Here is a 24,939-nt window from a genome sequence, read left to right on the forward strand (position 1 = left end):
AAAAATGAAAAAGTTATTACCTACATCGACAGCTGGCAGCTTACCAAAACCTGCTTGGCTTGCTGAGCCTGAAACCTTATGGTCACCTTGGAAATTGCAAGGTGCAGAACTTATCGACGGCAAACAAAACGCGCTGCGCGTTGCCTTACAAGAGCAACAACAAGCTGGCGTTGATATCGTGAGCGACGGCGAGCAAACCCGCCAGCACTTTGTAACGACCTTTATCGAACACTTAAATGGCGTTGATTTTGAAAACCGTAAAACAGTGACCATTCGTAATCGCTACGAAGCCAGTGTACCAAGTGTGATTGGCCCGGTGTCACGCAGCAAACCCGTGTTTGTTGAAGACGCCAAGTTTTTACGTTCGCAGACCAAACAACCTATAAAGTGGGCATTACCAGGGCCTATGACCATGATCGACACCTTGTATGACGCCCACTATCAAAGCCGTGAAAAACTAGCGTGGGAATTTGCCAAAATTCTCAACCAAGAGGCGAAAGAGCTCGAAGCCGCGGGTGTTGATATTATTCAATTTGATGAGCCTGCGTTTAATGTGTTCTTCGATGATGTTAATGACTGGGGCATTAAGTGCCTAGAAAGAGCAATGGAAGGCTTAAAGTGCGAAACCGCCGTGCACATTTGCTACGGCTATGGCATTAAAGCCAACACTGATTGGAAACAAACACTGGGCAATGAATGGCGTCAATATGAAGAAGTATTCCCAAAACTTCAAAAGTCGAATATCGATATTATTTCTCTTGAGTGTCACAACTCTCGCGTGCCCATTGAACTATTAGCACTCATTCGCGGTAAAAAGGTGATGGTGGGTGCCATTGATGTAGCAAGCAATGAAATTGAAACCCCTGATGAAGTGGCACACACATTACGCGAAGCCCTAAAATATGTTGATGCCGACAAGCTTTACCCATGCACAAACTGCGGTATGGCCCCTCTCCCTCGCCACATAGCAAGCGCCAAGCTTAGTGCGCTAAGTAAAGGCGCAGAGATTGTTAGGGGGGAAATTAGTAATTGAGTTAGCAAGTTTCAAGGGGAAAGGGGAAAGTTGCGAGGATCGAGGTTCGAGATGCGAGGGTCGAGATGCGAGGGTCAAGGTGCGAGGAGCGAGGTGCACGTCTACCTCAACCCTTATCGCCATAAATGACGACCTACATTGTAGGTCGGGCTTTAGCCCGTCAGTTTTTAAATTTAGTCTGAACCTGATTGTGTAGCAGCGATTTTACATCGCGTTTTTACCTCGCCCATCGTATCTCGTATCTCGCCTCTCGTATCTCGTATCTCGCCTCTCGTATCTCGCCTCTCGTATCTCGTATTTCGCCTCTCGTATCTCGCCTCTCGTATTTCGCCTCTCGTTTCTCGTTTCTCGTTTCTCGTTTCTCGTAAAAATTTATCAATGTCGCGGCATAAAGCCGCTGCTACAACGTAGGCGTGAAACGTGTTTCGCGCATCCTATCCCCTAACGACCAATCCCTAAGGATTACCCCCTATAAACTGACCACGCCCCTCCCCCTAGCACTTTTAAATCAACCTACCCAGAAAGAGTTAATCCAAAAGATGCAAAATTGAGTTGGCTAGATTAACTATTTTTTGCTAGATTTCAGTTGTACCCAATGGATGGGCAAAAATTGAGGGATTAATATGAACGAATTTGATATTTTCATCAGAAATATTGTCTTGGATTGTATTCGTGAGCAAGGCACCTGTAGCGACATTTGCGAAGAAGATGAGCAATTAACTTTCTATGTTGAGATTGAAAACCACGACAACGTGATATCACGTAAGCAGTTTAAAGTAACCTACCCAATTAGTTATTCGATTCAGTCTGCACTCAAACATGAAATTGATTTACTGAGGTATTTAGACTCTGGTGAAATCAGAACGCCCTTTACCACGGATATTGTCGAGGTACTTAAATCTGAGTTACAAGCCTTTATGTTCAGCAACAAACCACATGGTGAATATCATATTTGCTGATTCTTAATTTATAGCCTGAAGCAAAACAATCAGGCTATAACTTAACTAAATCACTCTTATAAATACGGTAGCGTAAAGTGATTTTCTTGCTGGGGCAGCAACGAGGATCACTTTCATCATATGTACGTAATTGTATAACAAGCTGTTCGCCAATCTTTTTCGTACTATCTACTACGCCGTTAAAAGAAATAGACGACAATTCGCTATAACCATCATCTTGCACCTTAATGAGAGTCAGCTTCTCTAACCAAACATTGCCTGATTGATAAGTCCAAAATATAGAGACTCTTCCATCACTATGCTCATAAAAACGCTTTAATCGGCCAATTTCATCATCAGAGACTAATTCTGGAAAATGATCTTTATATTGGCTCTGAATAAACGCATCTACGTGCTGCTGAATTTGCTGCTCGGTGGCATATCCTGTTAAAGATACAAAAAGTGCTATTAATCCAAAACTTTTCAACACAAAACTATGGGGCTTTGGTTTGTTATTTTCAGACAACCCCATTGTTTACTCCATTGATAACTGTTTGTTGATAAAACTTGGTTTAATTAGTTTGATAATAAAAACTTGTCTTTGAGAGTGGTTTGATTATTTCATACTCAAGGCCTAGAGCATTCCTATCGCCTTCCCTAGGTATACTATATTTATCTAAAAGGACCACTCCCCAATGATTATCACTAAGACCACCGAAAATCACATTAATGTTGTCATACTCATCTTTTGTTACTGCTGCAACCTTAAATTTAACCATTAAATCTCTGAGTTTTTGTGAATCGGCTGATAGCTCCATCAAGCTAGGGGCTTCACCGGGTGATAGAGTTTTATAATCGGCAGATGGTACAAACCCCGCATATTTTGATGGTGTATAGCTTAACAATTGAGTAGGAGAGTAAAAAGTATTGTTAACACGGTAAACGTGCGGCGCAGATTGCTGTATGAGTTTCAAATTTTGGCTATTTTTAAATGCTAAAATTTGTTCCTCAGATAAATCTAAAAACGGCCTAATTAACTTAAGCCTTTGTTCAGTACACTGATCTTTTTTGCAAATAAATAAATTAGGAAGTTTTGTTCCAATCTGCTGTTCAACATTTAAATACTGACTACCAAGCACTCCTAAATTAAAGTTAGTGAACGCTTGCTTATCCTTGTCATTTTTAAATTTTGTGGCATGAATATCAAAAATGCTAAACGGGTAAAAAGAGGGTAAATAGGCAAGCTCTACATCGGTTTGCGGCATCATTTCGTCCATATGCTTTAAAACCGCGAGATACTCTTGCTCTATCTCATCATTAAAATAATCTGGTCTTTCAGCCAGTGCTGTAACAGAAAATAACAAAGCACTACAAAGTAATATTTTGTTTAACATGAAAAAAAACATCCTTTTAATTAAAACTATTTAAAGTAACCATATCATTTTAGGTACACAATTCCATTACTTTGTGTTGAGCTGCTTTCAAATCCCAAAAGTAACCAACCATAGCTTAAAGTATTAAATTATTTATATTTTTTCAACGTAAAATCTTATAAGCAACAATTTCATTATGCTAAGCTAGCTGCAATTATAAGAAAATATCATTGATTGGCATCAGAGTAGCTGTATGGAGTAATGCTCAAATGATAAGGATATTGTGCTTGTTGCTATTTGCAACCAATGTGACAGCAAAGGATGTTCAGAGTGAAATCAGCCGTGCTCTTCACGGCTATACAACATATTCTGAATCTGTCGAAATTTTAGCTAGATTAGAAAAGCAAATGCCTTATGAAAATGTGCTAGATGATGCGCAAGTAATGGCGTTTAAATGTTGGTTTTCTAATCTATCAACCCCAAACGGGATTAATGAATATAAAAAATTTCTAGAAACAGCCAAACCAATCATTCAACAAGTAAACAATTTAAACTTAATACAGGAACTTGCTGTTTGTGAAGCAAACCAAGAGTATACGCAAGGTAACTACCAGAAAGCTCTCGAACACTTAAAACCAATAATTAACACGCCGTCAGTAGACGAAATAACCTCTTCAAAAAAATTGTCAATCATTGCTCTTGCTCACATAGTACTTAACCGTATTCAGTTAACTAAAGGCGACTATCAAGAGGCATTCGACTCTGCTAAAACGGCTTATCAGTTATTTGAAAAAGCAGGTAATGACTACGAAAAAGCACTCGCATTAAAAGAAATTGCCGATATTCACATAGCGTTGTACAACTATGAACTTGCAATTGAACAACTGCAGCGAGCCAAATTAGCGTTAACGAAATTCAATGAGCAAGAGCAGTACAAAGTAGCGGATCAACTCGCGTATGCCTATGAAGAAAAAGGCGACTTAATAAAGGCAGTTGAGCTATACGAGTCGATAAAAAAAGATGTTCGTCGTTTCGAAAGCGAAAATGGCTATGCTTACATATTAATTAAACTGACAGAACTCAATATAAAACTTAATAGCTTATCTCAGGGTGAGTCATATCTAACTGAGTTGAACACGCTCTCGGTTACTGACAGCTGGATTTTGACACTATACAACTTTACTAAATCAGAATGGTACTTGGCTACCTATCAGTTGCAAGCCGCCCTTACATCTTATGAGAAGATAGCCGGGCAACAACAATATTGGCCCGAGAGCTTAAAGGAGCGTTATTTAAATTTAACCTCGCAGCTTGCAGCTGCAACAGGAGATACTTCCTTACAAATAACATCTCAACAACAATTAATCGCTTTAATTAAAGATAAACAACAAGCTATCGCAAATAACACGCTTATATCTGCCAGATTAAACTTTAATTATGAACAGCAGATCCTTGAGATTTCTCGTTTAGAGCATGAGTCAAAGCTACAACAAAAATTTTTAGCGGTGGCCGAAGATAAATCTTTTTGGCAAGGCTTAACTGTGATGGTCACTTGCTTGTGCTTACTCTTATTCGCCGTTTATACATTCAAACAAGTTCGCCTGAAAAAGTACTTTGAAATACTCGCTTTAAAAGATGAACTAACAGGCATAGCAAATCGAAGAGCTATATTGAATTTAAAACGAAGTGTCATGCTGCAAAACAAACTAAATCAGCAAGTAAGCTCTTTGATTTCTATCGATATTGATCATTTTAAAGCGGTCAATGATCAATACGGTCACGATATTGGTGATGAATTAATCATATCTATAACCAATACGATTGTGCAAACAGTCCGTTGTTCTGATCGGGTAGGTCGTGTCGGCGGCGAAGAGTTTTTAATTGTGCTTGAGAATCAATCTTTAGAGCATGCAAAAGATATTGCCGAGCGTATTAGACTTTCAGTTGCCGAAAAGGAACATACATCTTTGTCTATAAGCGCAACGATAAGCTTAGGTGTTATAGAAATTGCACCAAACGAAACGTCAGAACAGGCAGCCAAAAGAGTCGACTTACACCTTTATGAGGCAAAAAGAAGAGGACGAAATATTGTTTTTTCTTAGCTTTTTAATAGGAGCTCAACAACCAAAAGATACAGACTTATATCCGACCAAACGAATCAAACATTCAACGTTTCTCTGTTTCTGAAATAAATAATCCGCAATATGACAATAGTCATAATTCTGTCATCTAACTGATCAATAATTGACGCTAATTTAATCAGCTAACGTAATGAAGAAGTAATGGACAGTGCCTTGGTGCAACTTTCGTTTGCACTCCCCTCTAGTGAAGACCCTTTATGTGCTGCGCTTGCGCATACAATGGAATATGAACAATTGCATTTTGCGGCTAATGAGCAAAAGCGTGTTGTATTTTGTTGTGTGCTGCCAGATGATGCCCATGAAGGTGACGTGATCTCTATCAGCGCGACACGCCCTGATGCTCGTGAATCGGCCTATTTTACTGCGCACACTTTAACGCAGCACGATCTAGATCAGCACGTTATTATGCTTACGTTAGAGGATGTTACTCACAGTGGTGAATTTGTTTTGCAATTAATGCTACACGGCATGCATGCAACACTTAAAGACAGCGCCCAATTTGATGTCAGCATTGCAGCAAGCACATCACCAGAGCTGCTAACTGGCGATCAATCTAAAAACAATGGCTTACGCCATTACATCAGTAATCTTGGCGCAAGCTTTTTAGCCTTTTTCTAGTCAGCAAAGCTAATTTTACCCATGGTAATATCGGGGATCCCTTGCTCGGTATTACCAAAGCGTTGTTGCCCACCCGACAAACATTCGTTCGCTAAAATAGCAAATAACACGGCTTCTTTTGCATCTGGGTTTATGCCCAACGAATCGGTGTTATTTATCACAGAAAGCGCTGGGCAATTAGCCAAAATAGTTTTCATTAATAATGGGTTATGAACCCCGCCACCACTGGTGTATACAGCCACATCGGTCAAGCCTTCGCTGCATTGGTTAATTGCTTTAGCAATCATTCCCCCTGAAAACTGCACTAAGGTTGCCATCACATCAAAGTGCGATAAACTCTGCGTATTCGAGCGTGCTTGTGCTGCTGCTAAATACTCTAGATTAAACACTTCTGGCCCGGTGGTTTTTGGAAGCCCTAAAGCAAAAAACGAATCATCACACAGCGCAGCTAGTAAAGTTTCATTTACCGTGCCTTTTGCTGCAATAGCAGCATCTTTATCATATTGAAGTGGAGCAAAATAACGCTGTACATAGGCATCCATAATGGTATTACCTGGGCCAATATCAGAACTAAAAACCGCTCGTGCATCTGCTGATTTTGGTAAGTAGGTTAAGTTTGCAATGCCGCCCATATTAAGCAAAATTCGGTTTTCGCTGGTGCTTGTGAAATACAAATAGTCACCATATACCGCAAGCGGTGCGCCTTCGCCACCCGCTGCAATATGCTTTTGTCTGAAGTCACCTATGGTAGTAATGCCAGAAGTCACGGCTAGGTGATCGCTGTCACCAATTTGTAGTGTTGCATTACCATATTCTGCACGCTTGTGTTGGTTTTTTGGGCAGTGATAAATGGTTTGCCCGTGGCTGGCAATCACATCAACAAGTTCTTTTGCTATTCCCCAGCCCGCTAACGTTTTGGCGACCATTTCACCATGTAATTGGCCAATCCAAGGGTTAAGTAAAGTGACTTCTTCAAGGTCACATTCTCGTTTGGCGAACACTCTTTTTACACGTGTTTTATAATCATCGTCGTAATCAACGGTAGTAAACTTTAATACTTCTACATGAGTGTTCATGCCCTGCCCTGATACTTCGCATAGCGCGATATCAAGGCCATCTAACGAGGTACCACTCATTAGACCAATTATTAATTTTCTTTCTTTTTTTGCGCTTAAATACAGTTTTTCAATATGTTGATGCATAAATAAATCACTTAAAATCAGCTTATTAGATGTAAATAAGCGGGTTGACGACTTGGAATAGTTTATATTTTAAAATAATAGATTTAAAGAATAATTATTGCAAAGACTTTTAAATTGCTTTAAAACTGTACCGGTGAGCTCCCCAAAAGGAGAACACACAAGCATCATAACAAAAAGTATGACTCATTAAATTAACTAAATGGTCTAGGTCATTCACCAACCTGCGTTGATTTAAATGATAAAACGCAAGGGAATCATCATGAAAGCAAATACATCAACAGGGCATCGCTCGCTATTGCTGCTATCACCTTTAGCTCTCGCTGTAAGTTCAGTAATTAGTTATGCCCACGCAGAAGAAACTACTGAAGTAAAAAAACCTGAAGTGATCACCGTAACAGGTTCACGTATTCAACGTACCGAGCTGGTTTCAAGTAGCCCAGTGGTGAGCGTTGATGAAGCACAAATTCACCTAGACCGTGCAGTGAACGTTGAAGATATTACCGCAAAACTGCCTCAAGCTGCAGCAGGTGCCAACAGCACCGGTGCCACAGTCGGTGACTCATTTGGCTCATCAACCATAGATTTACGCGGCCTTGGCCAAAACCGTACGTTGGTACTTATTGACGGTACTCGCGCAGTACCATTTAGTTTTCGTAACTCGGTTGACGTGAACACCATTCCAGCCGGATTAATAAAACGTGTTGATGTATTAACCGGTGGTGCAGCAGCGGTTTACGGCGCAGATGCAGTAGCCGGTGTTGTTAACTTTGTTTTAGACGATGATTTTACTGGCGCTGAGTTCTCAACCAGTTATGAAAGTGCCGACGGCGGTAACGAAAAGCTTAACTTTGAGGCTATTTTTGGTGGTGACATCGCCGATGGCCGCGGCCATGTAACAGGCTATATTGGTTATACAGAGCGAAAAGAGTTATTAGCCGGCGAGCGTGACTATGCGCTTGAAAACTCAACGGCAATGATCAACAGCGGTGGTTATTATACTGACGTTGCATCTGGCAACAGCATAGGTATTGCTGATTCAGGTGCTGTAACAAGTGATCGTCAAACAACTGATTTCACATCAGATCGTTATTTAACTCAACCGATGGACCGTTTATCTGCGGGCTTATTATTTGACGTTGATGTAAGCGACAGTGCCATTGCTTATGGCCGCGCAATGTATTCTAAAGTGACCGTAAATGGTGCGGGGGCCAGTGGCCAAACACCCATTTTTGTTAACGAACAAGTGACCCTCACGCAAGACAACGCGTATATTCCAGATGAACTACGTAACCAACTTACGTTTGATAGCGAAGGCAATGCCCTTGTTAATGTTGAACGTAACCTAGGTTTAGGTGTGCAACACACCGAAGCGGTACGTGATTCAATGCAATTTCAACTGGGCTTAAAAGGTGATATAACAGACTACCTATACTACGACGTATATGGCCAGTATGGCAAAACTGACGAAGTAGCCACCATTTACAACAACGCATACCGTAATGATAACAGCGGTAATAGTCGCTTTGCTGCCCTTGCAAATTCAGTGGATATTTTTGATCCAAACCATGATTTCAGCGACTTTAGCGACCCATTGCTATATACCACTCGCGACCGTACACAAAGTGTGATCTCAGCAACACTATCAGGTGATTCTGGGTTCTTATTTGAATTACCAGCCGGTGCTATCGATTTTGCAATTGGTTATGAATACCGTAAAGAAACCGGTAAACAAACACCGGGCGATGCATTTAGAAACTCCACCAGTTTTGCGTCTATCAGCGCATTTGATATGGATGCAAGCTTTAGCTCTGAAGAGTTCTATGCTGAAATTTTAGTGCCTATCTTAGTTGATAAACCTTTTGCTGAAGAGCTTAGCTTTGAAGGTGCCTACCGTATTTCTGATTACTCAAATACCGAAGCAGAAGATACTTACAAACTAGGTATCAACTGGGCAATAAACAGCGACATTCGTATTCGCGCCAACCGCTTAACCGCATTTAGAGCACCTAACTTAGGTGAGTTTGCCAGCCCAATCACAGCGCTATCGTTATCGTTATTCGACCAAAATAGCGACCAGTTTGTGCCACGACTAGCAGGGCGTTATAACGGCGATCCATGTTTACTTGGCACCGGTGATGCAACTCAATGTGCTGCGTTTGGTGCGCCGCCTGTTGGCACCGAGTTTGATTCAAGTACCGCAGAGTACACCTATGGTGGTAACCCGAATATTAAACCTGAGCAAGCTGAATCAGATACATTAGGCATTGTTTATACACCTAGCTATTTAGAAGGCTTTGATTTATCACTTGATTACTACAGTATTCGCGTAACTGATGCGGTAAGCCAAATTCAACCTGGTGCAGCACTGCAAAGCTGTTATGTTGATGACCCGAATCCAAACAACCCACTGTGTGGTGCGGTACTTCGCGATCCAAACACTGGCTTTATTAGCACAGCCATCGTTAATGACTTTAACTTAGCCGCTATTGAGCAAGAAGGTATCGACGTTGCAGCAAATTATGTGATTGATGCACCAGAGCAAATGGGTGGTCGTTTTAGGTTTTCGTACCAAGGTAACTTTGTTACTAAACAAACCCGTCAGAACAACAGCACTGTACCTGAAGTAGACTGTAAAGGAACTTATGGCAGCGCCTGTTCGGGTGACTTTGCGAGTATCTTGCAAGCTGACTACAAACACCGCGCAAGCATTGATTGGCAGTTAGATAACATGAATTTCCAACTTGGCTGGCGCAGAATCGGTGAAGTAGAGTATGCTGTCGACCGTTCAGAAACAATCTCAGCACAAAATTACTTAGATTTTGCTGCTGCATGGCAAGTTAATGAGGAACTTGCTGTTAACTTTGGTGTCGATAACTTATTAGACCGTGAACCACCAACACCTGAAGTAGGCGCAAACCACTTTAACACCGTAAGTGATTATAGTGTGATTGGCCGCTCAGTCGGTGTTTCACTGAGATATGCCCCAAGCTTTTAATTAATCCTACTGTTTTAGCTACACAGGATTGATCCCCTCAAGCGCACCCTGCCCGGTGCGCTTTTTTATTACCTAAAAATTAGACTTGCTATGCACAATTAATATGGCAAAGTACCAAAAAAAGGATTTATAAGGAGTAACACATGCCATTTAACGAGCAAGAGCGCAGCGTGCTTTTAGCACTCAAAGGTGTTGGGCCAACAGTGATAAAACGGTTTGAAGAAATTGGTATTGAATCGTTTGAGAAGTTAGCCGGGTTTGATGCAAATACCATTGCTGAGCGAGTCGCGTCGATGCTACATTCAAATTGCTGGAAGAATAGTCCGCAGGCAAAAGCGGCAATCACTGCCGCGATTGCGCGAGCAAAACAAGGCTAAAGCTCAATGACTTCTATTGCACCGCGCTTTTGCATGGTGACATACACTTTGTTTTGCGTTTCGTTGAAAGCCAAATTCGTTGGATGCTGGCCTTTTAATTGGTAGCTATTTAAGAGCTTGCCCGTAGGCGATACTTCAAGCACTTTCCCTGCGCCGTAGCGAGTAATAAACACATGCCCTTGATTATTAACGCGCATGCCATCTAAGCCATGATCAGCAAACTTAATCAAAGTTTTTTTATTACTAATGTTTAAGTTCTCATCTAAGTCATATTGCCAAACAACTCGCTGCACACTCTCGTTCACATAAAGCTTGGTGTTGTCGTGATTAACCGCTACCCCATTGGTGGTTCCCATGTTTTTTTCGAGTAAATGGGTGCTGCCATCTGCATTTATACGCCACAGCTGACCCGTTTCTTCCGCCCAGTTAGGGTCACTTGCAAACAGCGCCCCGTTTTTAGTGATAGCAATGTCATTGGGTTGATTCATTTTACTATTATGGGCAAACACTTCTGCTTTATTGCTGCCAGCAGGGACTTTTAAAATATTGTGGTTAACATAGTCCGCAATAAACAAATTACCTTGTGAGTCAAACTGGAGGCCATTACCAACGCTGTCATTCGGCAACCGCACAAATAAAGATGTTTTGCCCATATTATCAACGCGGCCAATGGTTCCTTGCTGGGCATAGTTCACCGCGTATAAGGCACCGTTATACATGGTTGGCCCTTCAACGCCTTGCGTAAAAACGTTATCTTTAACAAAGTCTTGGCTATCAACTGCAAAGCTTAACGGTGAGCTTAAAAGTAGTGTTATTGCCAGTGGCTTTAGTCGTTTCATAGGACTTCCTTTTACTCATTTAAACTCGTGTATACCGCTAAAATCGGGTATTCGTTTTCGCCAAAAGATAAGGTCAAAGAACGCTTTTCGCCATCATCTAACTTAATACCTTCGTCAAAGCTCTGAGGATGAACACGACGCCCATCGGCAAACAGCGCCATAATATGGTCAGCCTGAAGAATTCGCGATCCCGATGCTTTATTTTCAATCGTCACAACCGCTAAACGGCGACCACTTTCACTGCTCATTAATACACTATGGACAATGCTAAATTGGCTTTGCTTAGGGTAACGCTTGGCATCATTCTCAAATGAAAAAGCACTGCCAGAGAGCATGACCGGATCTACCGATAGTACATCAGTGTTGGCTTGCAAAGAGGTTGCAAAAACCGCTGCAATCAATAGTAAAATACGCTTCATATCAATCCTTTTGATAAGCTTAAACTAGATTTAGCATACACCGTTCCTATAACCAGTTCAAAACCGTGAATAACCCTATAATGAGCGTGTTACTCAGCAATTACAATTTTAGTATTGATTTTTAATGTTATGCCCGCAAAACGTTAAAGGCGTATCTTAATTTACTGCTGGCAAAAGGAGCTTAGTATGTCTGATATTCAAAATCGTCAATATATTCTTAAATCGCGTCCAAATGGCGTAGCGAATGATAACAATGTTGTATTAAAAACAAACTCAGTACCTGCGCCAAAAGATGGTGAGGTATTACTTAGAACAATTTATCTATCACTTGATCCCTACATGCGAGGACGAATGAGCGATGCTGAATCATACGCTGATCCTGTAAAGATTGGTGATGTGATGGTAGGCGCAACCGTATGCCAAGTTGAGCAGTCGAACCACCCTGATTATCAAAAGGGCGAGTGGGTATTGGCATACACAGGCTGGCAAGAATACGCAATAAGCGACACTGAAGGCTTAATGAAACTGGGGAAAAACCCTGAAAACCCTTCGTATGCACTTGGTATTATGGGTATGCCTGGTTTTACCGCTTACATGGGGCTTTTAGATATTGGTGAGCCAAAACAGGGCGAAACAGTAGTGGTTGCTGCAGCTACAGGGCCTGTCGGTGCAACTGTAGGGCAAATAGCTAAATTAAAAGGCTGTAAGGTCGTTGGCGTAGCTGGCGGTAAAGAAAAATGTCAACATGCTGTTGAAAACCTAGGCTTTGATGCTTGTATTGATCACAAAGCAAATGATTTTGCAGAGCAGTTAAGCGCAGCGTGTAATAATGGTATTGATGTTTATTACGAAAATGTCGGTGGCCATGTATTTGATGCCGTGTTACCCCTGTTGAATACAAAAGCACGGGTGCCATTGTGTGGGCTAGTGTCGCAATATAATGCGACCGAATTACCCCCAGGTCCAGACCGTTTATCGATGCTTATGGGTCAAATCCTTACCAAACGAATTAAAATGCAAGGCTTTATAATTTTTGATGATTACGCTCACCGTTATGATGAATTCGCAAAAGACATGCAAGCGTGGCTAAGCGAGGGAAAAGTCAAATATAAAGAACACCTTGAAGCTGATTTTGAAAATACCCTAAACGCCTTTAATGCAATGTTAAATGGTGAAAACTTCGGTAAAACGGTCGTGCAAGTTCAGCAACCAATTTAAAATTTTTAGGCGCAGTAAACAGTGTTGCGTCACTATTCAGGATAACAAATGATTAAATTACACCATTTAAATAAATCACGCTCTAAACGAATTATTTGGTTACTCGAAGAGCTAGACGTAGATTACGACATTGTTGCTTATCAACGCAATAAAGAAACATTTTTAGCACCCGATGAATTAAAACAAATTCATCCTCTGGGCAAAGCGCCCGTTCTTGAAGATAACGGCAAAGTAATTACTGAGTCTGGCGCAATTACCGACTACTTAATTAGTAATTACGGCAAAAGCAAGTATATGCCGAGCCAGCAAAGCGACAGCTATGTTGACTATCAGCAATGGCTTCATTTTGCAGAAAGCTCAGCAATGGTCCCTTTTTTATTAAAATTATTTATTACAAAAGATGGCTGTAAAACCAACTTTATTGGTGATTATGCTGACCATGAAATTGGCAAGATACTGAGTTATGTAAACCAGCAATTAAAAGGTAAGCAGTACTTAGTAAATGAGGAATTGACCGGTGCTGATTTCATGATGTCTTTTGTTGTAGAAAAAGCTGATGAGGCAGGTCTGCTTGCGCACTTCCCTGAAATTAAACGTTATTTAGAGCAGCTAAAAACTCACGAAAGTTATCACACAGCAAACGAGTTAGAAGCGAAATACGACTGACCTGATGTGCAGTGACAGTGTGTACACTGTCACTGTTTCCCTGTTCAATAAAATAAAGCTCCAAAGCTACTAATCAAGCCACAGACACTCGATTGCGGCCTGACTTTTTAGCTTGATACATGGCTTGGTCGGCCCTCTCGATTGCCTTTTCGATATCATCTTCAGCATTTATTAGCGCAACGCCAAATGAGCCTGTTACATTAATGTGTTGATCATTACCGATTTCGATTTTTAAAGCTTCAACGCCTGCTCTTAATCGCTCAGAAAATGATTTGGCACCTTCTAGCTCTGTTTGGGGTAAGCAGACTAAAAATTCTTCGCCGCCATAGCGATATAGTTGATCGTACTCTCTTAGATGAGATTTAATGCATTTAACCAGGGCGATTAATACCTTATCACCCGCAGCATGACCAAACTCATCGTTCACTTGCTTAAAGTGATCAAGGTCGATCATTACCAGCGCGCAGCTCAGCGATTTACGCTTGCACAGCTCATGCTCTTTTTGCAGGTTTTCTACTAAGTTTGTTCGGTTCGATGCCCCCGTTAAAGGATCTCTTGTGTGAAGCAGCTCAGAGAATTCATCGATAAGAGTTTCAAAAAATTCATGCAAGCTATCTAAATCAGCATGAAACTGGTCCAATAAATTAGCCGGAATAACAGACTTAGACTCTTTTAACGATAACAGGACTTTGGCACCTTGATGCATCTTTTGATGCGCACAAGCGATTTCAGAAAAGTAAGGGTGAAGATTTATGGTCTGCTCGGGTAGCTTATTAAACCATTGCCCAAAACGACAAAGGTTATGAGCATTATCTGCTAAGTCTTGTTCATCTGCAGGTATGTCTGCAATTAAGCACCTTAATAAATTTCTATACCATGACTGGTGCCACTTAATGGCTTGCTCGATTTCTGCAATAACCTCTTCAAGCTGTGTATTCGACAGTGAACTAATGCCGTGTCCGGTATTTTGATGCATAGCCAATGAAAAGACTTCCGCTTTATTATTTTATTTCCTAAAACAGTACCTAAGGTCTGTTACAAACACAACTTAAAGCGTTGTTAAGCGATAGTTTATTCAACTAAGCGGTAACCTACGGCGGGCTCGGTTAAGATATGTTTAGGACTCGCCGCATTTTGTTCAAGCTTTTGTCTTAACTGACCAATATGTACACGCACATATTCAGGGCGATTAATATACTGCTCGCCCCACACCTCAGATAATATGGCGTTATGCGTTAACACCTTATCTTTTTGCTGAAATAACAACAGCAAAATAGCGTACTCTTTTTTAGTTAGTTTGACTTCTTCAGCACCTTTACGCACCACATGTTTATGCGGGTCTATGTGAATATCGCCACATTGCAACGTTAGGCTTGGTGTTGTTTGTGTGCGAAGTAGCACCCGAATACGTGCTAGTAATTCGTTTGCGCTGAATGGTTTAGTTAGGTAATCGTTAGCGCCGTTATCAAGGGCGGTGACTTTTTCTGTTTCGCCGTCGCGCGCAGAAAGTACCAGAACAGGGAGTAAACTCCACTGCCTAAACTCCACCAGCCAATCTTGCCCATCCATATCGAGCAAACCTAAATCAAGCAGCACTAAATCAAACTGCTGCTGGCTTAAAAGTGCAAACGCATCAAGCCCTTTCGCGCACACACTGACTTCATGGTTACTTGCTTTGAGCAGTGTTTTTAAAAAACTTTGCAGAGGCGGTGAGTCCTCTAAAACCAAAATATTAGCCACGGCTGTTACTCCAAATTAATATAGCTGTTGCCTGCTTTGTCTGCTCATTGAGGGTTAATTCAAAGCGCCCCTGATGACATTTAGCAACCACATCGCAAATAACACTCCCTAGGCCAACGCCTTCATCTTGACTCGTCTCGTGCTTATTAGCAAAAGGGTTAGTTAACACAATTTGGTATTCATCCAGTGTTTCAATAAATTGCATGTTCGCCGAACCATCTCCATAACGAGCTGCGTTTTCGAGCATATTGGCAAAGGCAATTTCAAGTAAGGTTTCATCGCCAAAACAGATGCTTTGTTGCTGAGCTTCGATATGCAGTTTAAAGTTTTGTAGTTGTTGCTGACGGCGTGATTTAGCTTCGCTAATTAAGGTCAAAATGGGTAGTTTTTGCCATTTAATATTCTCAGCTAACTTATTCACTTTACTGAGCTCCATGACTTTATCAAAGTGCTGGTTAAGTATTTTACTTTGCTCATAAATATTAGCAGCTTGCTCTTTGATAACCTCAGAGCTTAGTTGAATATCATCATCAGCCAACATGCTTGATGCACCCATAATAGTCGCTAATGGTGTTCGTAAGTCATGGGATAAACTGCGCAACAAGGTGTTTTTTGACCTCTCTAACTCCGCCTGTACTTTAATCGCCGCTGATTGCTCGCGTAGTAAGGTTTTTTCTTGAACCTGATACAGTAAAGAGCACGCTGTATTCGCCAAAGCAAGTTGCTCGGCATTAAGCGCTTTAGCAAACGCGATGCCGCCAAATTCAGCTTGTTGTTCATTTAAATAAATAAACTGCTTAGAGGCTGCTAGCTGCCAATCACACGCAACCTTTAAATGCGCGGCCATGGTTGTTAAAAACAGCTGCTTTTGCTCCTCAAGGCTATCGAGATCATTAAGCTTTTTAGCTAACTCATACAATAAGCGACTATTACTAGCATGGGCTTGCACATCGCGAACCTTGGTATTGAGCTCCCCGGCTAAGTGGCTTATCACTAAACCCACAATCAACATCACCAAAAAAGTGACCACATATTCAATATTTTCGATATGAAAAGTAAAGTAAGGCACCACATAAAACCAGTCCGTGCAGGCAACACTCACCAAGGTGGTAAGCGCTGCAACACGACGATTACTGCGCACCGCAACCCATGTCACCCACAGCAGCTGTAGCATCACAATATCGGTGGTTGTAAACAGTTCTCGAAATGGAAATATCGCGAGCACCACCACAAGTGGCATCAACACACTTAAAAATGCGGCTTTTAAATACTGTATTTTGAATACTGACTGCATCATCTTTTCACTTATCGTTTGTCCCTATTAGATTAAAGGGTTTTTAATTTTGTCACTATAAAGTTTTTATAAAGTTTTTTTATCTCAGCATAAAATCTTTATAAAGCTTTCAAGCTCTCTAAAGACTTCTGTTTTTTTGCCATTAGCATTTAGCGCGTACCCACAATAGCGAGAAAGACAATGGCTCAGTTTGCAGTAATCGGATTAGGACGTTTTGGCGTAACCGCCTGTTTAGAACTTTCAAAACAAGGTCATACAGTATGTGCCGCCGATATTAGCGAAAGCACCGTTAATCACTATGCCGACCAACTCAGTTTTACCGTAGTGGTTGATGCCAGTGATGAAACACAATTAGCACGGCTCGATTTACCCAGTTGCCAAGCCGTATTGGTGGCCATTGGCGAGAATATTGAAGCCAGTATTTTATGTGTATTGCATTTAAAGAACTTAGGTGTAAAGCAAATTTGGGTAAAGGCCTGTACCAAAAGCCACCATCAAATTCTAAGTAAACTCGGCGTTGACCGTATCATTCACCCTGAAGAAGAAATGGGCGTAAGGGTTGCACAAGCGCTAAACTACCCGATGGTTAATCAATATTTCCCGCTTAACCAATCCACGTTTATTGTTGAACTAGGCATTGATCTGCAGCTTTCAGGTCGCAAAATTGGCTGGCTCCTCAAAGAGCGTAATAGCGATATAAAACCGCTAACACTTCGCCGTGATGACTACTTCAATACAGAGCTGACTAACGACACCGAACTGCGCCACGGCGATAGTCTGGTGCTACTGGGCTCTAAGACTTACTTAACTAAATTAGCAAAACGGTTTCGTGCATTATGATTAACTGGCAAGCCAATGTTTACCCTAAACAATTTAGCGGTGTAAAGTGTCGTAAGCGGCAAAAAGTAAACCCACCTTTAGTGCTCACTATCGGCTTTATTGTGTTAATTATGCTTGGCACAGGCTTACTCATGCTGCCAATGGCAAGCACCCAACCGATCAGCTGGCTCGATGCATTATTTATGGCAGCCTCTGCGGTTACAGTAACAGGGCTGGTGGTCATCGACACCGGTACTGATCTGACTGTATTTGGTCAAAGCGTGGTCATGCTGCTGATTCAAATAGGTGGCATTGGCTTTATGACCGTGGCGGTGATTTCAATATTAAGTTTAGGAAAAACTCTAGGCTTACAGCAACGCTTACTAGCCAGTCGCGCTTTTGACACTAACGATTTAACCTCGGTGATCAAGGTTGCTAAGTATGTTTTAGTGTATTCATTAGTGATTGAGTCGGTGGCATTTTGCTTACTCTTTATTAGTTGGTTCGATGACTACGGTGTACTAAAAAGCGCCTATCACAGTCTGTTTTATACGATTTCGGCGTTCAATAATGCGGGCTTTGCGTTAAGCGGCGATAGCTTAACGGCATTCAAAGGCGATATAACCGTAAACGTGGTGATCACCGCTTTGTTTATCATCGGCGGCTTAGGGTTTACTGTACTGATTGATATCTACAAACAAAAGCGCTGGTCGTTACTATCAACCAATACCCGCTTGGTGTTAATTGCCACCTTAATGCTCAACTGCATCGCATTTATATTGATTTTTTTCTTTGAACACGCCAATCCGGCGACATTAGCGCCGCTATCAACGTCTGAGCAAATATTAACGGCTTGGTTTCAAGCGGTGACACCTCGTACCGCAGGATTTAATACCCTGCCAATTGATGGTTTGAGTCAAGATTCAACGCTTTTGACTATGCTGCTGATGGTGATTGGCGGTGGTTCAGTTAGTACGGCAAGTGGCATAAAGCTCGGCACCTTTGTGATCCTAATTTTAGCGATGCGCAGCTATTTAAAACAGCAAACCACGGTCACCGTGTTTAACCGCCAGCTGAGCGACAAGTTGGTGATCAAGGCACTAAGCGTCATGATACTGTACTTATTTATCGCTTTTACCAGCATTATGATCATCACCAAGCTTGAACAAGGGTCGTTACTTGATATCACCTTTGAGGCAATTTCGGCACTGAGTACCGTGGGCCTTTCACGTGGTATAACTGGGGATTTAAGTGCGCCTAGTCAGCTCATCATCATACTATTGATGTTGATAGGTCGGGTTGGGCCATTAACGTTTGCTTATTGTTTTGCTCGCCAGCACAGCCAACCTTTGACCTACCCGACTACCAGTATTCAAATTGGTTAAGTGTACAGTTTTGGCACTTTTTAATGGCAAAACTCTACACCTAAAGCCCTGCTACAACTGCTGTAGCAGGGCTTTAATGTCACTGTATCGTTGTTGCTCGCAAAGGCCAAAACCTGATAGCTGCCTGACTTTGTTGCGGGTAAATAAAGGCACGCTCATGCCCGCTAAAAAGCGGCACTGAGTATCGATGCTGACATCACTAATCCCTTTAGCAGCTAAGTGCTGTTTAAGCTCAGCAACTTTGCTAGCAATCACATTTTGCTCAGGCATTTGATGCACTAATGAGTAACTAAGTTTTACCTGCTGGCCTCTACACACTGAACAATGGCCACATTGCTGGGGTGCATTCTGGTCATCAAAATAGCGAGCTAAGTTATAACTTAAGCAGCTATCAAGTTCAAAAAAGCGTACTAAAGTGGCGATACGTTTAATTTCGGCCTGCTCTTTTTCGATAAAATATTGGTGAAGTTGCTGTGCTAAATCAGCGTGGTTTATTACCGAGTTATTCACCTCATACACTTGCGTAATACGTTTGGTTTCAAGGGCTATGTGGCCCTTTTCAGCCAAATAATCGAGCGCTGCAACTACGCGCTTTCTATCTACTTGAGTAGCACTGGTTAATGCATCAAAATTAAGTGTGCCCCAAATTTTCTTAAACTCAGTATGTTTAAATACCTGTTGTAAAAACGCTTGTCGGTCAGCATCAAACTGGCTAAGAAGCTCATTTTGATCCGTTAAAAACTTATATTTAAAATCGGCATAATAGGCATATAAAGGCGTAATAGCCCCTTGCATCTCTAACTGTACTAGTAAGGTTTTTAACGCTAAAGCACGAATATTACTTTCGCTCGATAAGCTGTACTCTTGCATTTCCCACTGGTTGTTCGTTTGCTCGTTGCGAATGTTATTAATGACATAGTCAATCCCACTTTGCTCGGGAGTGTCGGCATAAACAAAGTTCTCAACGGTATTCAAGCCATCAAGGTTTGCTAGGGTAAAACAGTTTGACGGCGCACCATCTCGCCCTGCACGGCCAATCTCTTGGCTATAGTTTTCAATCGATTTTGGCAAATCATAGTGGATCACAAAACGAATATCAGACTTATCAACACCCATCCCAAAAGCAATAGTTGCCACGACGATATTGATTTTACCCGCCATAAAATCATCTTGAATTTGCCAGCGTTTATCATCCTCAAGGCCTGCATGATAGGCCACCGCATCAAAGCCGGCTCTTGCCAAACCTTCTGCTACTTGCTCAGCGGTATGTTGTAAGGTGACATAAACAATCCCAGCACCTTGTTGGCTGGCTATAATACTGGCTAATTGCTGAGGTTTTTCTTGGCTTGCAACACTGAGCACTGATAAGTCGAGGTTGCTTCGGTAAAAGCCAGTTTGCACCACACATTCTGGGGCAATAGCAAAACGCTCACACATATCGCGCTTTACTTTTTTAGTCGCTGTAGCAGTGAGAAGTAATACCAGTGGAATATTAAGCTCTTCACGATAGCGCGGCAGTTTTAGGTAATCAGGCCTAAAATTGTGACCCCATTCAGATATACAGTGCGCTTCATCAACCACCAGCATCGAAATAGGCACTTGTTTAATAAATTCACGAAAGCGCTCATTCTTAAAACGCTCAACTGAGACCATTAAAATTTTCACCTTTCCTGCTCGTACATCACTCATTACCGTATGACTTTGCTCACTGGTTTGGCTTGAATCAAGGCTTGCCGCGTAAATACCTTTGCTATTTAAAAAGCTGATCTGGTCTTTCATCAGCGCCAATAATGGCGAAACCACTAAGGTCAAATTAGGTAGGTGCATTGCAGTTAATTGATAGCACAAGGATTTACCCGAGCCAGTTGGAAAAATTGCCAACGACGATTGCTGATTTAATAACTGCTCAATGGTTTGTTGCTGACCTTGGCGAAACTCATTAAAGCCAAAGTATTGATTCAACGAAGTGTGTAGTGGTGTAGTCATCCTGATCCCTCACTGTCATTTCCCTTTTCAGGTAATGATAGGTCTCTTACTGCGAATTAGCCATGTTAACCTGTTTAACTCAATCTCCCAAGGCCGTTGATATAACTAAGCGCACTATATTGTTCTTAACAGGTACTGACAAAATCATCAAAAAGGCGCACAATGAGCACGTTGCCATGGGGTATTGAAGGATGGACTTGCAATACCTAAGCGCTTTTTCGCAAGAGTGTTTAGGTATTATACTTTTGAGGGCAACGTAATGATTAACCAACCTCCTAAAATCGTGATAGTCGGTGGTGGCGCTGGTGGCTTAGAACTAGCAACACAATTAGGACACAAACTCGGGAAAAAACGCCAAGCAGAGATACTTTTAATCGATAAAAACCGCAGCCATATTTGGAAGCCGTTACTTCATGAAGTAGCGACGGGGTCGATTGATGCCGATTTAGACGGCGTTGTATACTCAGCTCATGCAGCAAAACACCATTATAATTTTCAACTCGGCAGCTTTTGCCACTTAGATCAAACCAACAAAACCATTACTTTAAGCGAGTTAAAAGACGAGCTTGGCCACCGTATTTTACCTGAGCGCCAAGTCAGTTATGACTACCTCGTACTTGCCATTGGCAGTGTTAGTAACGACTTTAATACCCCAGGTGTTAACAAGCACTGTTTTTACCTTGATTCAAACCAGCAAGCTGAGCGCTTTCAGCATGCTCTACTCGATAACTTCACCCGCTTACATCAAGATGATGACCCACAGCACTCCTTAACCATTGCCATAGTGGGGGGTGGTGCAACTGGGGTCGAGCTGTCGGCAGAGCTTTATCATGTATCAGACATGCTAAAAATGTATGGCCTGAATAAAATGACCGCTAAACGCTTACATATTGATTTAATTGAAGCAGGGCCGCGAATTTTACCCGCGTTACCAGAGCGCATTGCAAACTCAGCTAAGCGTGAACTGGTTAAATTAGGGGTAACAGTACGCGAAGGAACGCAAGTAAAAGAGGCCACAGAAAACAGCTTTATCACCAAAAACGATGAACATATCAAAGCCGACATTATGGTTTGGGCTGCGGGTGTAAAAGCACCTGATTTCATAAAAGACATTGGTATCTTTGAACTTACCCGCAATAACCAAATTAAGGTGAACCAATATCTGCAAAGTAGCGTTAACGACGACATTTTTGTGATTGGTGATTGCTGTGCATTTACTCAAGAAGATGGCACACAAGTGCCACCCAGAGCGCAATCGGCCCATCAAATGGCGCAATGTGTTGAAAAAAACCTTATAGCTACACTCAAAGACCAGCCACTCAGTGCCTTTACTTACAGTGATCATGGCTCTTTAGTTAACTTGTCACGCTACAGCACGGTAGGCAGTTTAATGGGCAACCTAACCAGCAATAGCTTTTTTATAGAGGGTAAAATAGCGCGATTTATGTATATTTCGCTCTATCGTATGCATCAACGTGCCATTCATGGCAGTGCAAAAACCTTTGCACTGTGGATCAGCGAAAAAGTACTACGCGTTGTTAGGCCAAAAATGAAACTGCATTAAGCTACGGCATAAAGCCGACAAATTAGTTGTTTGTCGGCTACTTGTGCACTTCGTCCCCAAGTCATTGACATTAAACTATAAAGACATACACTTCAGGCAAGATAAATCCATGGATTGAATATGAAAAAAGGTATTTCGCTAACCGTTTTTGCAGGGTTTTGTGCCTTTGGTACCTACCTGATATTAGATAACCCCACTCCCATTGAAGCGATAAGCAATGAAGTCTCAACATCTACTGCTACTGTCGCTGAACAAAATAACGCTACGAGTTTATTTGAACCATTAAGCCAGCCAAATAGTAAAGCATTGGAGCTGGCTAAACTCAAGCTAGCCAAACGCCAGTGTAAGCAACAAAGTTTAAAAGCCACTCAAGTTGCAGCTGATCACAGTCAAATAGAGGCAGCGATTAAACAAGCATTAAAAGACGGCGACTCTCTTGAAGATATTTTAAGTTATTCGGAACTTGTGAAAATATCTTACCGTTCATTTAATACCTTAGTTATTAACGCCATCAAAGAGAATGCAGAACAGCAATTTCAATATGCCTCATCAGTTAACATATTAAAAAGCTGGCAAGGGCTTGAGGTCATTGATTATTTTGATGCAGATACAATCAATCAACTAACGGCAATTAATGGACCCCTTAGCCAAAATACAGGTTCAATGATGTTTAATGTTCCATTACCTGAGCAAGTAAACAAAACAGCATTGTACAAACTATTAGATAACAACGATGATTTTAATACCTATTTAAAAACACCATTTAAAATCGGTCCATCACGGCTCATTTCACCATCTATTTTGTTTCTTGCTAATGCTCATACGCTTAGTTTGACTGAGTTTGAAAACGCAATATCCAGCAAAGAGTTTACTGTTAACGATATCGCTGTGGCTTTAAAAAGCAACTTACCTAATGATTATTTAACAGCACTGATCTCTCAACCAGCACAGCTAAACGGCTCGCCTACAGCAATGAGTGATGACTTTATGGATGAACAACTGTATTTAAACCTTGCTGATGTGGCTGTGAGTGAATTTAACGTACCAATTTTAAAGTTGTTAAGTGAACGAGGTATTGAGCCCACTAATCAGCCAAATGTATTTACAGCGATGGATATAGCCATTGTAAACCTTAAGGGCAGCTCAAATAGCGAAGTACAGCCACTAGAGAGCAAACACTTAGAAACACTAAGTTATCTAAAAAATAAAGGTTATCGAGCTCACGGCGAGCTTGTGCGCGACACACCGAACGATAGGCTACTGATGCTTAAATCTTCATTCTTACCGAGTAGCCTTTTATTTGTTGGCGACCAAGTTGCTAATGATGCTTTTTCTCAGTTCAAAGATTTAAAGCTAATCCCAAATAACCAAGCATTTAAACGTAAAGAAAAAGATAACTCTGTAATATCAAAAGCTCTCAGTGCCTATGAGAGACAAAAACAGCAAGCCAAAAAAATAACTCCTGAGTGTGAAACGATAGATCAGCGGATCAATTCACTAGAAGCGATAAAAACACGCTCTCAAGCACTCGAAGAATTAGAAACGCTCGAAGCTCAACAAGGCTTACTAACTCCCAATATGCTTCAAGAAATCGACCCAGTGCAGGTTCATAATTGGCAATTCTTGCATTTAAATGATTATAAATATCAAACCTCAACGCAGTATCAAGCCTTTAAAGAAGCAATTGTCGAAAAAGACCTTAATACTGTTGCAACGATTACCCAAACAGCAAAACTCAGTACCCACCAGACAAATATGTTGCTTGCAGCAACAATAGAAAACCCTCAACAACTGACGTCTATTTGGCAAAACAGAGTCGACCCAACCGCACCAGAAAATCTTTATGTATTTACTAAGTTAGCGTTAGAACAATGGCAAACATTAGCTGACAACGGCTTTGATTTTTCATTAAAAGACATGCAAAACAACGATATGTATTTTTATGCAAGCATGCATTCAAATGCAGCAGTTGAGTTTTTAATGAGCCTTGCAGTTACGCATGATTTTTCTAAGCCTGGGCTTGATATTCTCGACCAAGCACTGGAGCAAAGCTATAACACACAAACCCTCGCAGACTATATGCCAAGCGCATTAAAACTTGTTGAGCAATATGAGCCTAACCACTTTCGTCGTGCCCAGCGTCTAAAAGTTTTTGTCCCTGATGTTTATGAAGAGCTTATTAAACTTGAGCCAAAACTTGCACCCAAAGATGGCACTGTAATGAATAATTATCAGTACAGCGCTTATTAAGCTCCTTAGCTATTTGAGCCGTAAATTAACCTATCTGTTTACGGCTCAGCCGCGTATAATGCCCACTTTTTGTGGGGCGCAA

At 41.4% G+C, this 24,939-nt stretch carries 21 protein-coding genes; 12 read left to right on the forward strand and 9 right to left on the reverse strand.

Features of this window, described 5'->3' with window-relative positions; translation table 11 throughout:
- Positions 1–4 precede the first annotated feature (4 nt).
- Both AADY36_RS17615 and AADY36_RS17620 read left to right on the forward strand, forming a co-directional pair.
- Positions 5–1,033 (forward strand): methionine synthase, encoded by a 1,029-nt coding sequence (locus tag AADY36_RS17615; RefSeq protein WP_342409373.1) that lies wholly within the window; start codon positions 5–7, stop codon positions 1,031–1,033.
- A gap of 623 nt (positions 1,034–1,656) precedes the next feature.
- Positions 1,657–1,992, forward strand: coding sequence for a hypothetical protein (locus tag AADY36_RS17620; RefSeq protein WP_342409374.1), 336 nt, complete (start codon positions 1,657–1,659; stop codon positions 1,990–1,992).
- 34 nt (positions 1,993–2,026) lie between these two features.
- Here AADY36_RS17620 and AADY36_RS17625 read toward each other — a convergent pair whose 3' ends face one another.
- Together AADY36_RS17625 and AADY36_RS17630 are read right to left on the reverse strand one after the other, a co-directional pair.
- Positions 2,027–2,503, reverse strand: a complete 477-nt coding sequence (locus AADY36_RS17625) for a hypothetical protein (RefSeq protein ID WP_285221073.1) — start codon at positions 2,501–2,503, stop codon at positions 2,027–2,029.
- 40 nt (positions 2,504–2,543) lie between these two features.
- Entirely contained in the window at positions 2,544–3,365 is an 822-nt protein-coding gene (locus tag AADY36_RS17630; RefSeq protein ID WP_342409375.1) for a hypothetical protein, read from the reverse strand.
- Positions 3,366–3,574: 209 nt separating this feature from the next.
- On the opposite strand from AADY36_RS17630, the gene AADY36_RS17635 reads away from it, so the two are divergent.
- Together AADY36_RS17635 and AADY36_RS17640 are read left to right on the forward strand one after the other, a co-directional pair.
- Positions 3,575–5,446, forward strand: a complete 1,872-nt coding sequence (locus AADY36_RS17635) for a GGDEF domain-containing protein (protein WP_342409376.1) — start codon at positions 3,575–3,577, stop codon at positions 5,444–5,446.
- A 180-nt stretch (positions 5,447–5,626) separates the two neighbouring features.
- Entirely contained in the window at positions 5,627–6,103 is a 477-nt protein-coding gene (locus tag AADY36_RS17640) for a hypothetical protein (RefSeq protein WP_274168474.1), read from the forward strand.
- Here AADY36_RS17640 and AADY36_RS17645 read toward each other — a convergent pair.
- Positions 6,100–7,305 (reverse strand): anhydro-N-acetylmuramic acid kinase, encoded by a 1,206-nt coding sequence (locus AADY36_RS17645; RefSeq protein WP_342409377.1) that lies wholly within the window; start codon positions 7,303–7,305, stop codon positions 6,100–6,102. The two genes, AADY36_RS17640 and AADY36_RS17645, sit on opposite strands and share 4 nt — an antisense overlap.
- Positions 7,306–7,564: 259 nt before the next feature.
- Between AADY36_RS17645 and AADY36_RS17650 the strand changes: the two genes are divergently transcribed.
- Together AADY36_RS17650 and AADY36_RS17655 are read left to right on the forward strand one after the other, a co-directional pair.
- Entirely contained in the window at positions 7,565–10,300 is a 2,736-nt protein-coding gene (locus AADY36_RS17650) for a TonB-dependent receptor domain-containing protein (protein ID WP_342409378.1), read from the forward strand.
- 143 nt (positions 10,301–10,443) lie between these two features.
- On the forward strand, positions 10,444–10,677 hold the full coding sequence (locus AADY36_RS17655) for a helix-hairpin-helix domain-containing protein (protein WP_054563262.1): 234 nt from the start codon (positions 10,444–10,446) through the stop codon (positions 10,675–10,677).
- On the opposite strand, the gene AADY36_RS17660 is transcribed toward AADY36_RS17655, so the two are convergent.
- Together AADY36_RS17660 and AADY36_RS17665 are read right to left on the reverse strand one after the other, a co-directional pair.
- Positions 10,674–11,516: an SMP-30/gluconolactonase/LRE family protein gene (locus AADY36_RS17660; protein WP_055021827.1), complete on the reverse strand. Its 843-nt coding sequence runs from the start codon at positions 11,514–11,516 to the stop codon at positions 10,674–10,676. The genes AADY36_RS17655 and AADY36_RS17660 overlap by 4 nt on opposite strands.
- Before the next feature lie 11 nt (positions 11,517–11,527).
- Positions 11,528–11,935 (reverse strand): hypothetical protein, encoded by a 408-nt coding sequence (locus AADY36_RS17665; protein WP_054563261.1) that lies wholly within the window; start codon positions 11,933–11,935, stop codon positions 11,528–11,530.
- 186 nt (positions 11,936–12,121) lie between these two features.
- Here AADY36_RS17665 and AADY36_RS17670 point away from each other — a divergent pair, with 186 nt between their 5' ends.
- Together AADY36_RS17670 and AADY36_RS17675 are read left to right on the forward strand one after the other, a co-directional pair.
- On the forward strand, positions 12,122–13,153 hold the full coding sequence (locus tag AADY36_RS17670; RefSeq protein ID WP_054563260.1) for an NADP-dependent oxidoreductase: 1,032 nt from the start codon (positions 12,122–12,124) through the stop codon (positions 13,151–13,153).
- A gap of 48 nt (positions 13,154–13,201) precedes the next feature.
- Positions 13,202–13,819, forward strand: coding sequence for a glutathione S-transferase family protein (locus AADY36_RS17675; RefSeq protein ID WP_054563259.1), 618 nt, complete (start codon positions 13,202–13,204; stop codon positions 13,817–13,819).
- Between the two features lie 73 nt (positions 13,820–13,892).
- Here the strand turns inward: AADY36_RS17675 and AADY36_RS17680 are convergent, their stop codons facing one another.
- From AADY36_RS17680 to AADY36_RS17690, 3 genes are all read right to left on the reverse strand, one after another.
- Positions 13,893–14,795 carry a diguanylate cyclase gene (locus AADY36_RS17680; protein WP_082401700.1) on the reverse strand — a complete coding sequence of 301 codons (903 nt, stop codon included), beginning with the start codon at positions 14,793–14,795 and terminating at the stop codon, positions 13,893–13,895.
- 95 nt (positions 14,796–14,890) lie between these two features.
- Complete coding sequence (locus AADY36_RS17685; protein WP_054563258.1) at positions 14,891–15,559, reverse strand: response regulator; 669 nt, start codon at positions 15,557–15,559, stop codon at positions 14,891–14,893.
- Complete coding sequence (locus tag AADY36_RS17690) at positions 15,552–16,856, reverse strand: DUF4118 domain-containing protein (protein WP_054563257.1); 1,305 nt, start codon at positions 16,854–16,856, stop codon at positions 15,552–15,554. The genes AADY36_RS17685 and AADY36_RS17690 overlap by 8 nt, the downstream gene beginning before the upstream one ends.
- A 177-nt stretch (positions 16,857–17,033) precedes the next feature.
- Between AADY36_RS17690 and AADY36_RS17695 the strand changes: the two genes are divergently transcribed.
- Both AADY36_RS17695 and AADY36_RS17700 read left to right on the forward strand, forming a co-directional pair.
- Positions 17,034–17,693, forward strand: coding sequence for a potassium channel family protein (locus tag AADY36_RS17695; protein ID WP_054553462.1), 660 nt, complete (start codon positions 17,034–17,036; stop codon positions 17,691–17,693).
- Positions 17,690–19,057, forward strand: a complete 1,368-nt coding sequence (locus tag AADY36_RS17700; protein ID WP_342409379.1) for a TrkH family potassium uptake protein — start codon at positions 17,690–17,692, stop codon at positions 19,055–19,057. The genes AADY36_RS17695 and AADY36_RS17700 overlap by 4 nt, the downstream gene beginning before the upstream one ends.
- A gap of 51 nt (positions 19,058–19,108) precedes the next feature.
- Here AADY36_RS17700 and AADY36_RS17705 read toward each other — a convergent pair whose 3' ends face one another.
- Positions 19,109–21,043 carry a RecQ family ATP-dependent DNA helicase gene (locus tag AADY36_RS17705; protein WP_054563254.1) on the reverse strand — a complete coding sequence of 645 codons (1,935 nt, stop codon included), beginning with the start codon at positions 21,041–21,043 and terminating at the stop codon, positions 19,109–19,111.
- 259 nt (positions 21,044–21,302) lie between these two features.
- Between AADY36_RS17705 and AADY36_RS17710 the strand changes: the two genes are divergently transcribed.
- The gene (locus tag AADY36_RS17710; RefSeq protein ID WP_054563253.1) at positions 21,303–22,607 is read left to right on the forward strand and encodes an NAD(P)/FAD-dependent oxidoreductase; all 1,305 of its coding nucleotides are present in this window, start codon (positions 21,303–21,305) and stop codon (positions 22,605–22,607) included.
- Between the two features lie 120 nt (positions 22,608–22,727).
- Positions 22,728–24,857: a hypothetical protein gene (locus tag AADY36_RS17715; protein ID WP_055021826.1), complete on the forward strand. Its 2,130-nt coding sequence runs from the start codon at positions 22,728–22,730 to the stop codon at positions 24,855–24,857.
- Positions 24,858–24,939: the final 82 nt, after the last annotated feature.

The organism is Pseudoalteromonas sp. D15MCD-2 (genome assembly GCF_038562745.1).
Lineage (GTDB): Bacteria > Pseudomonadota > Gammaproteobacteria > Enterobacterales > Alteromonadaceae > Pseudoalteromonas.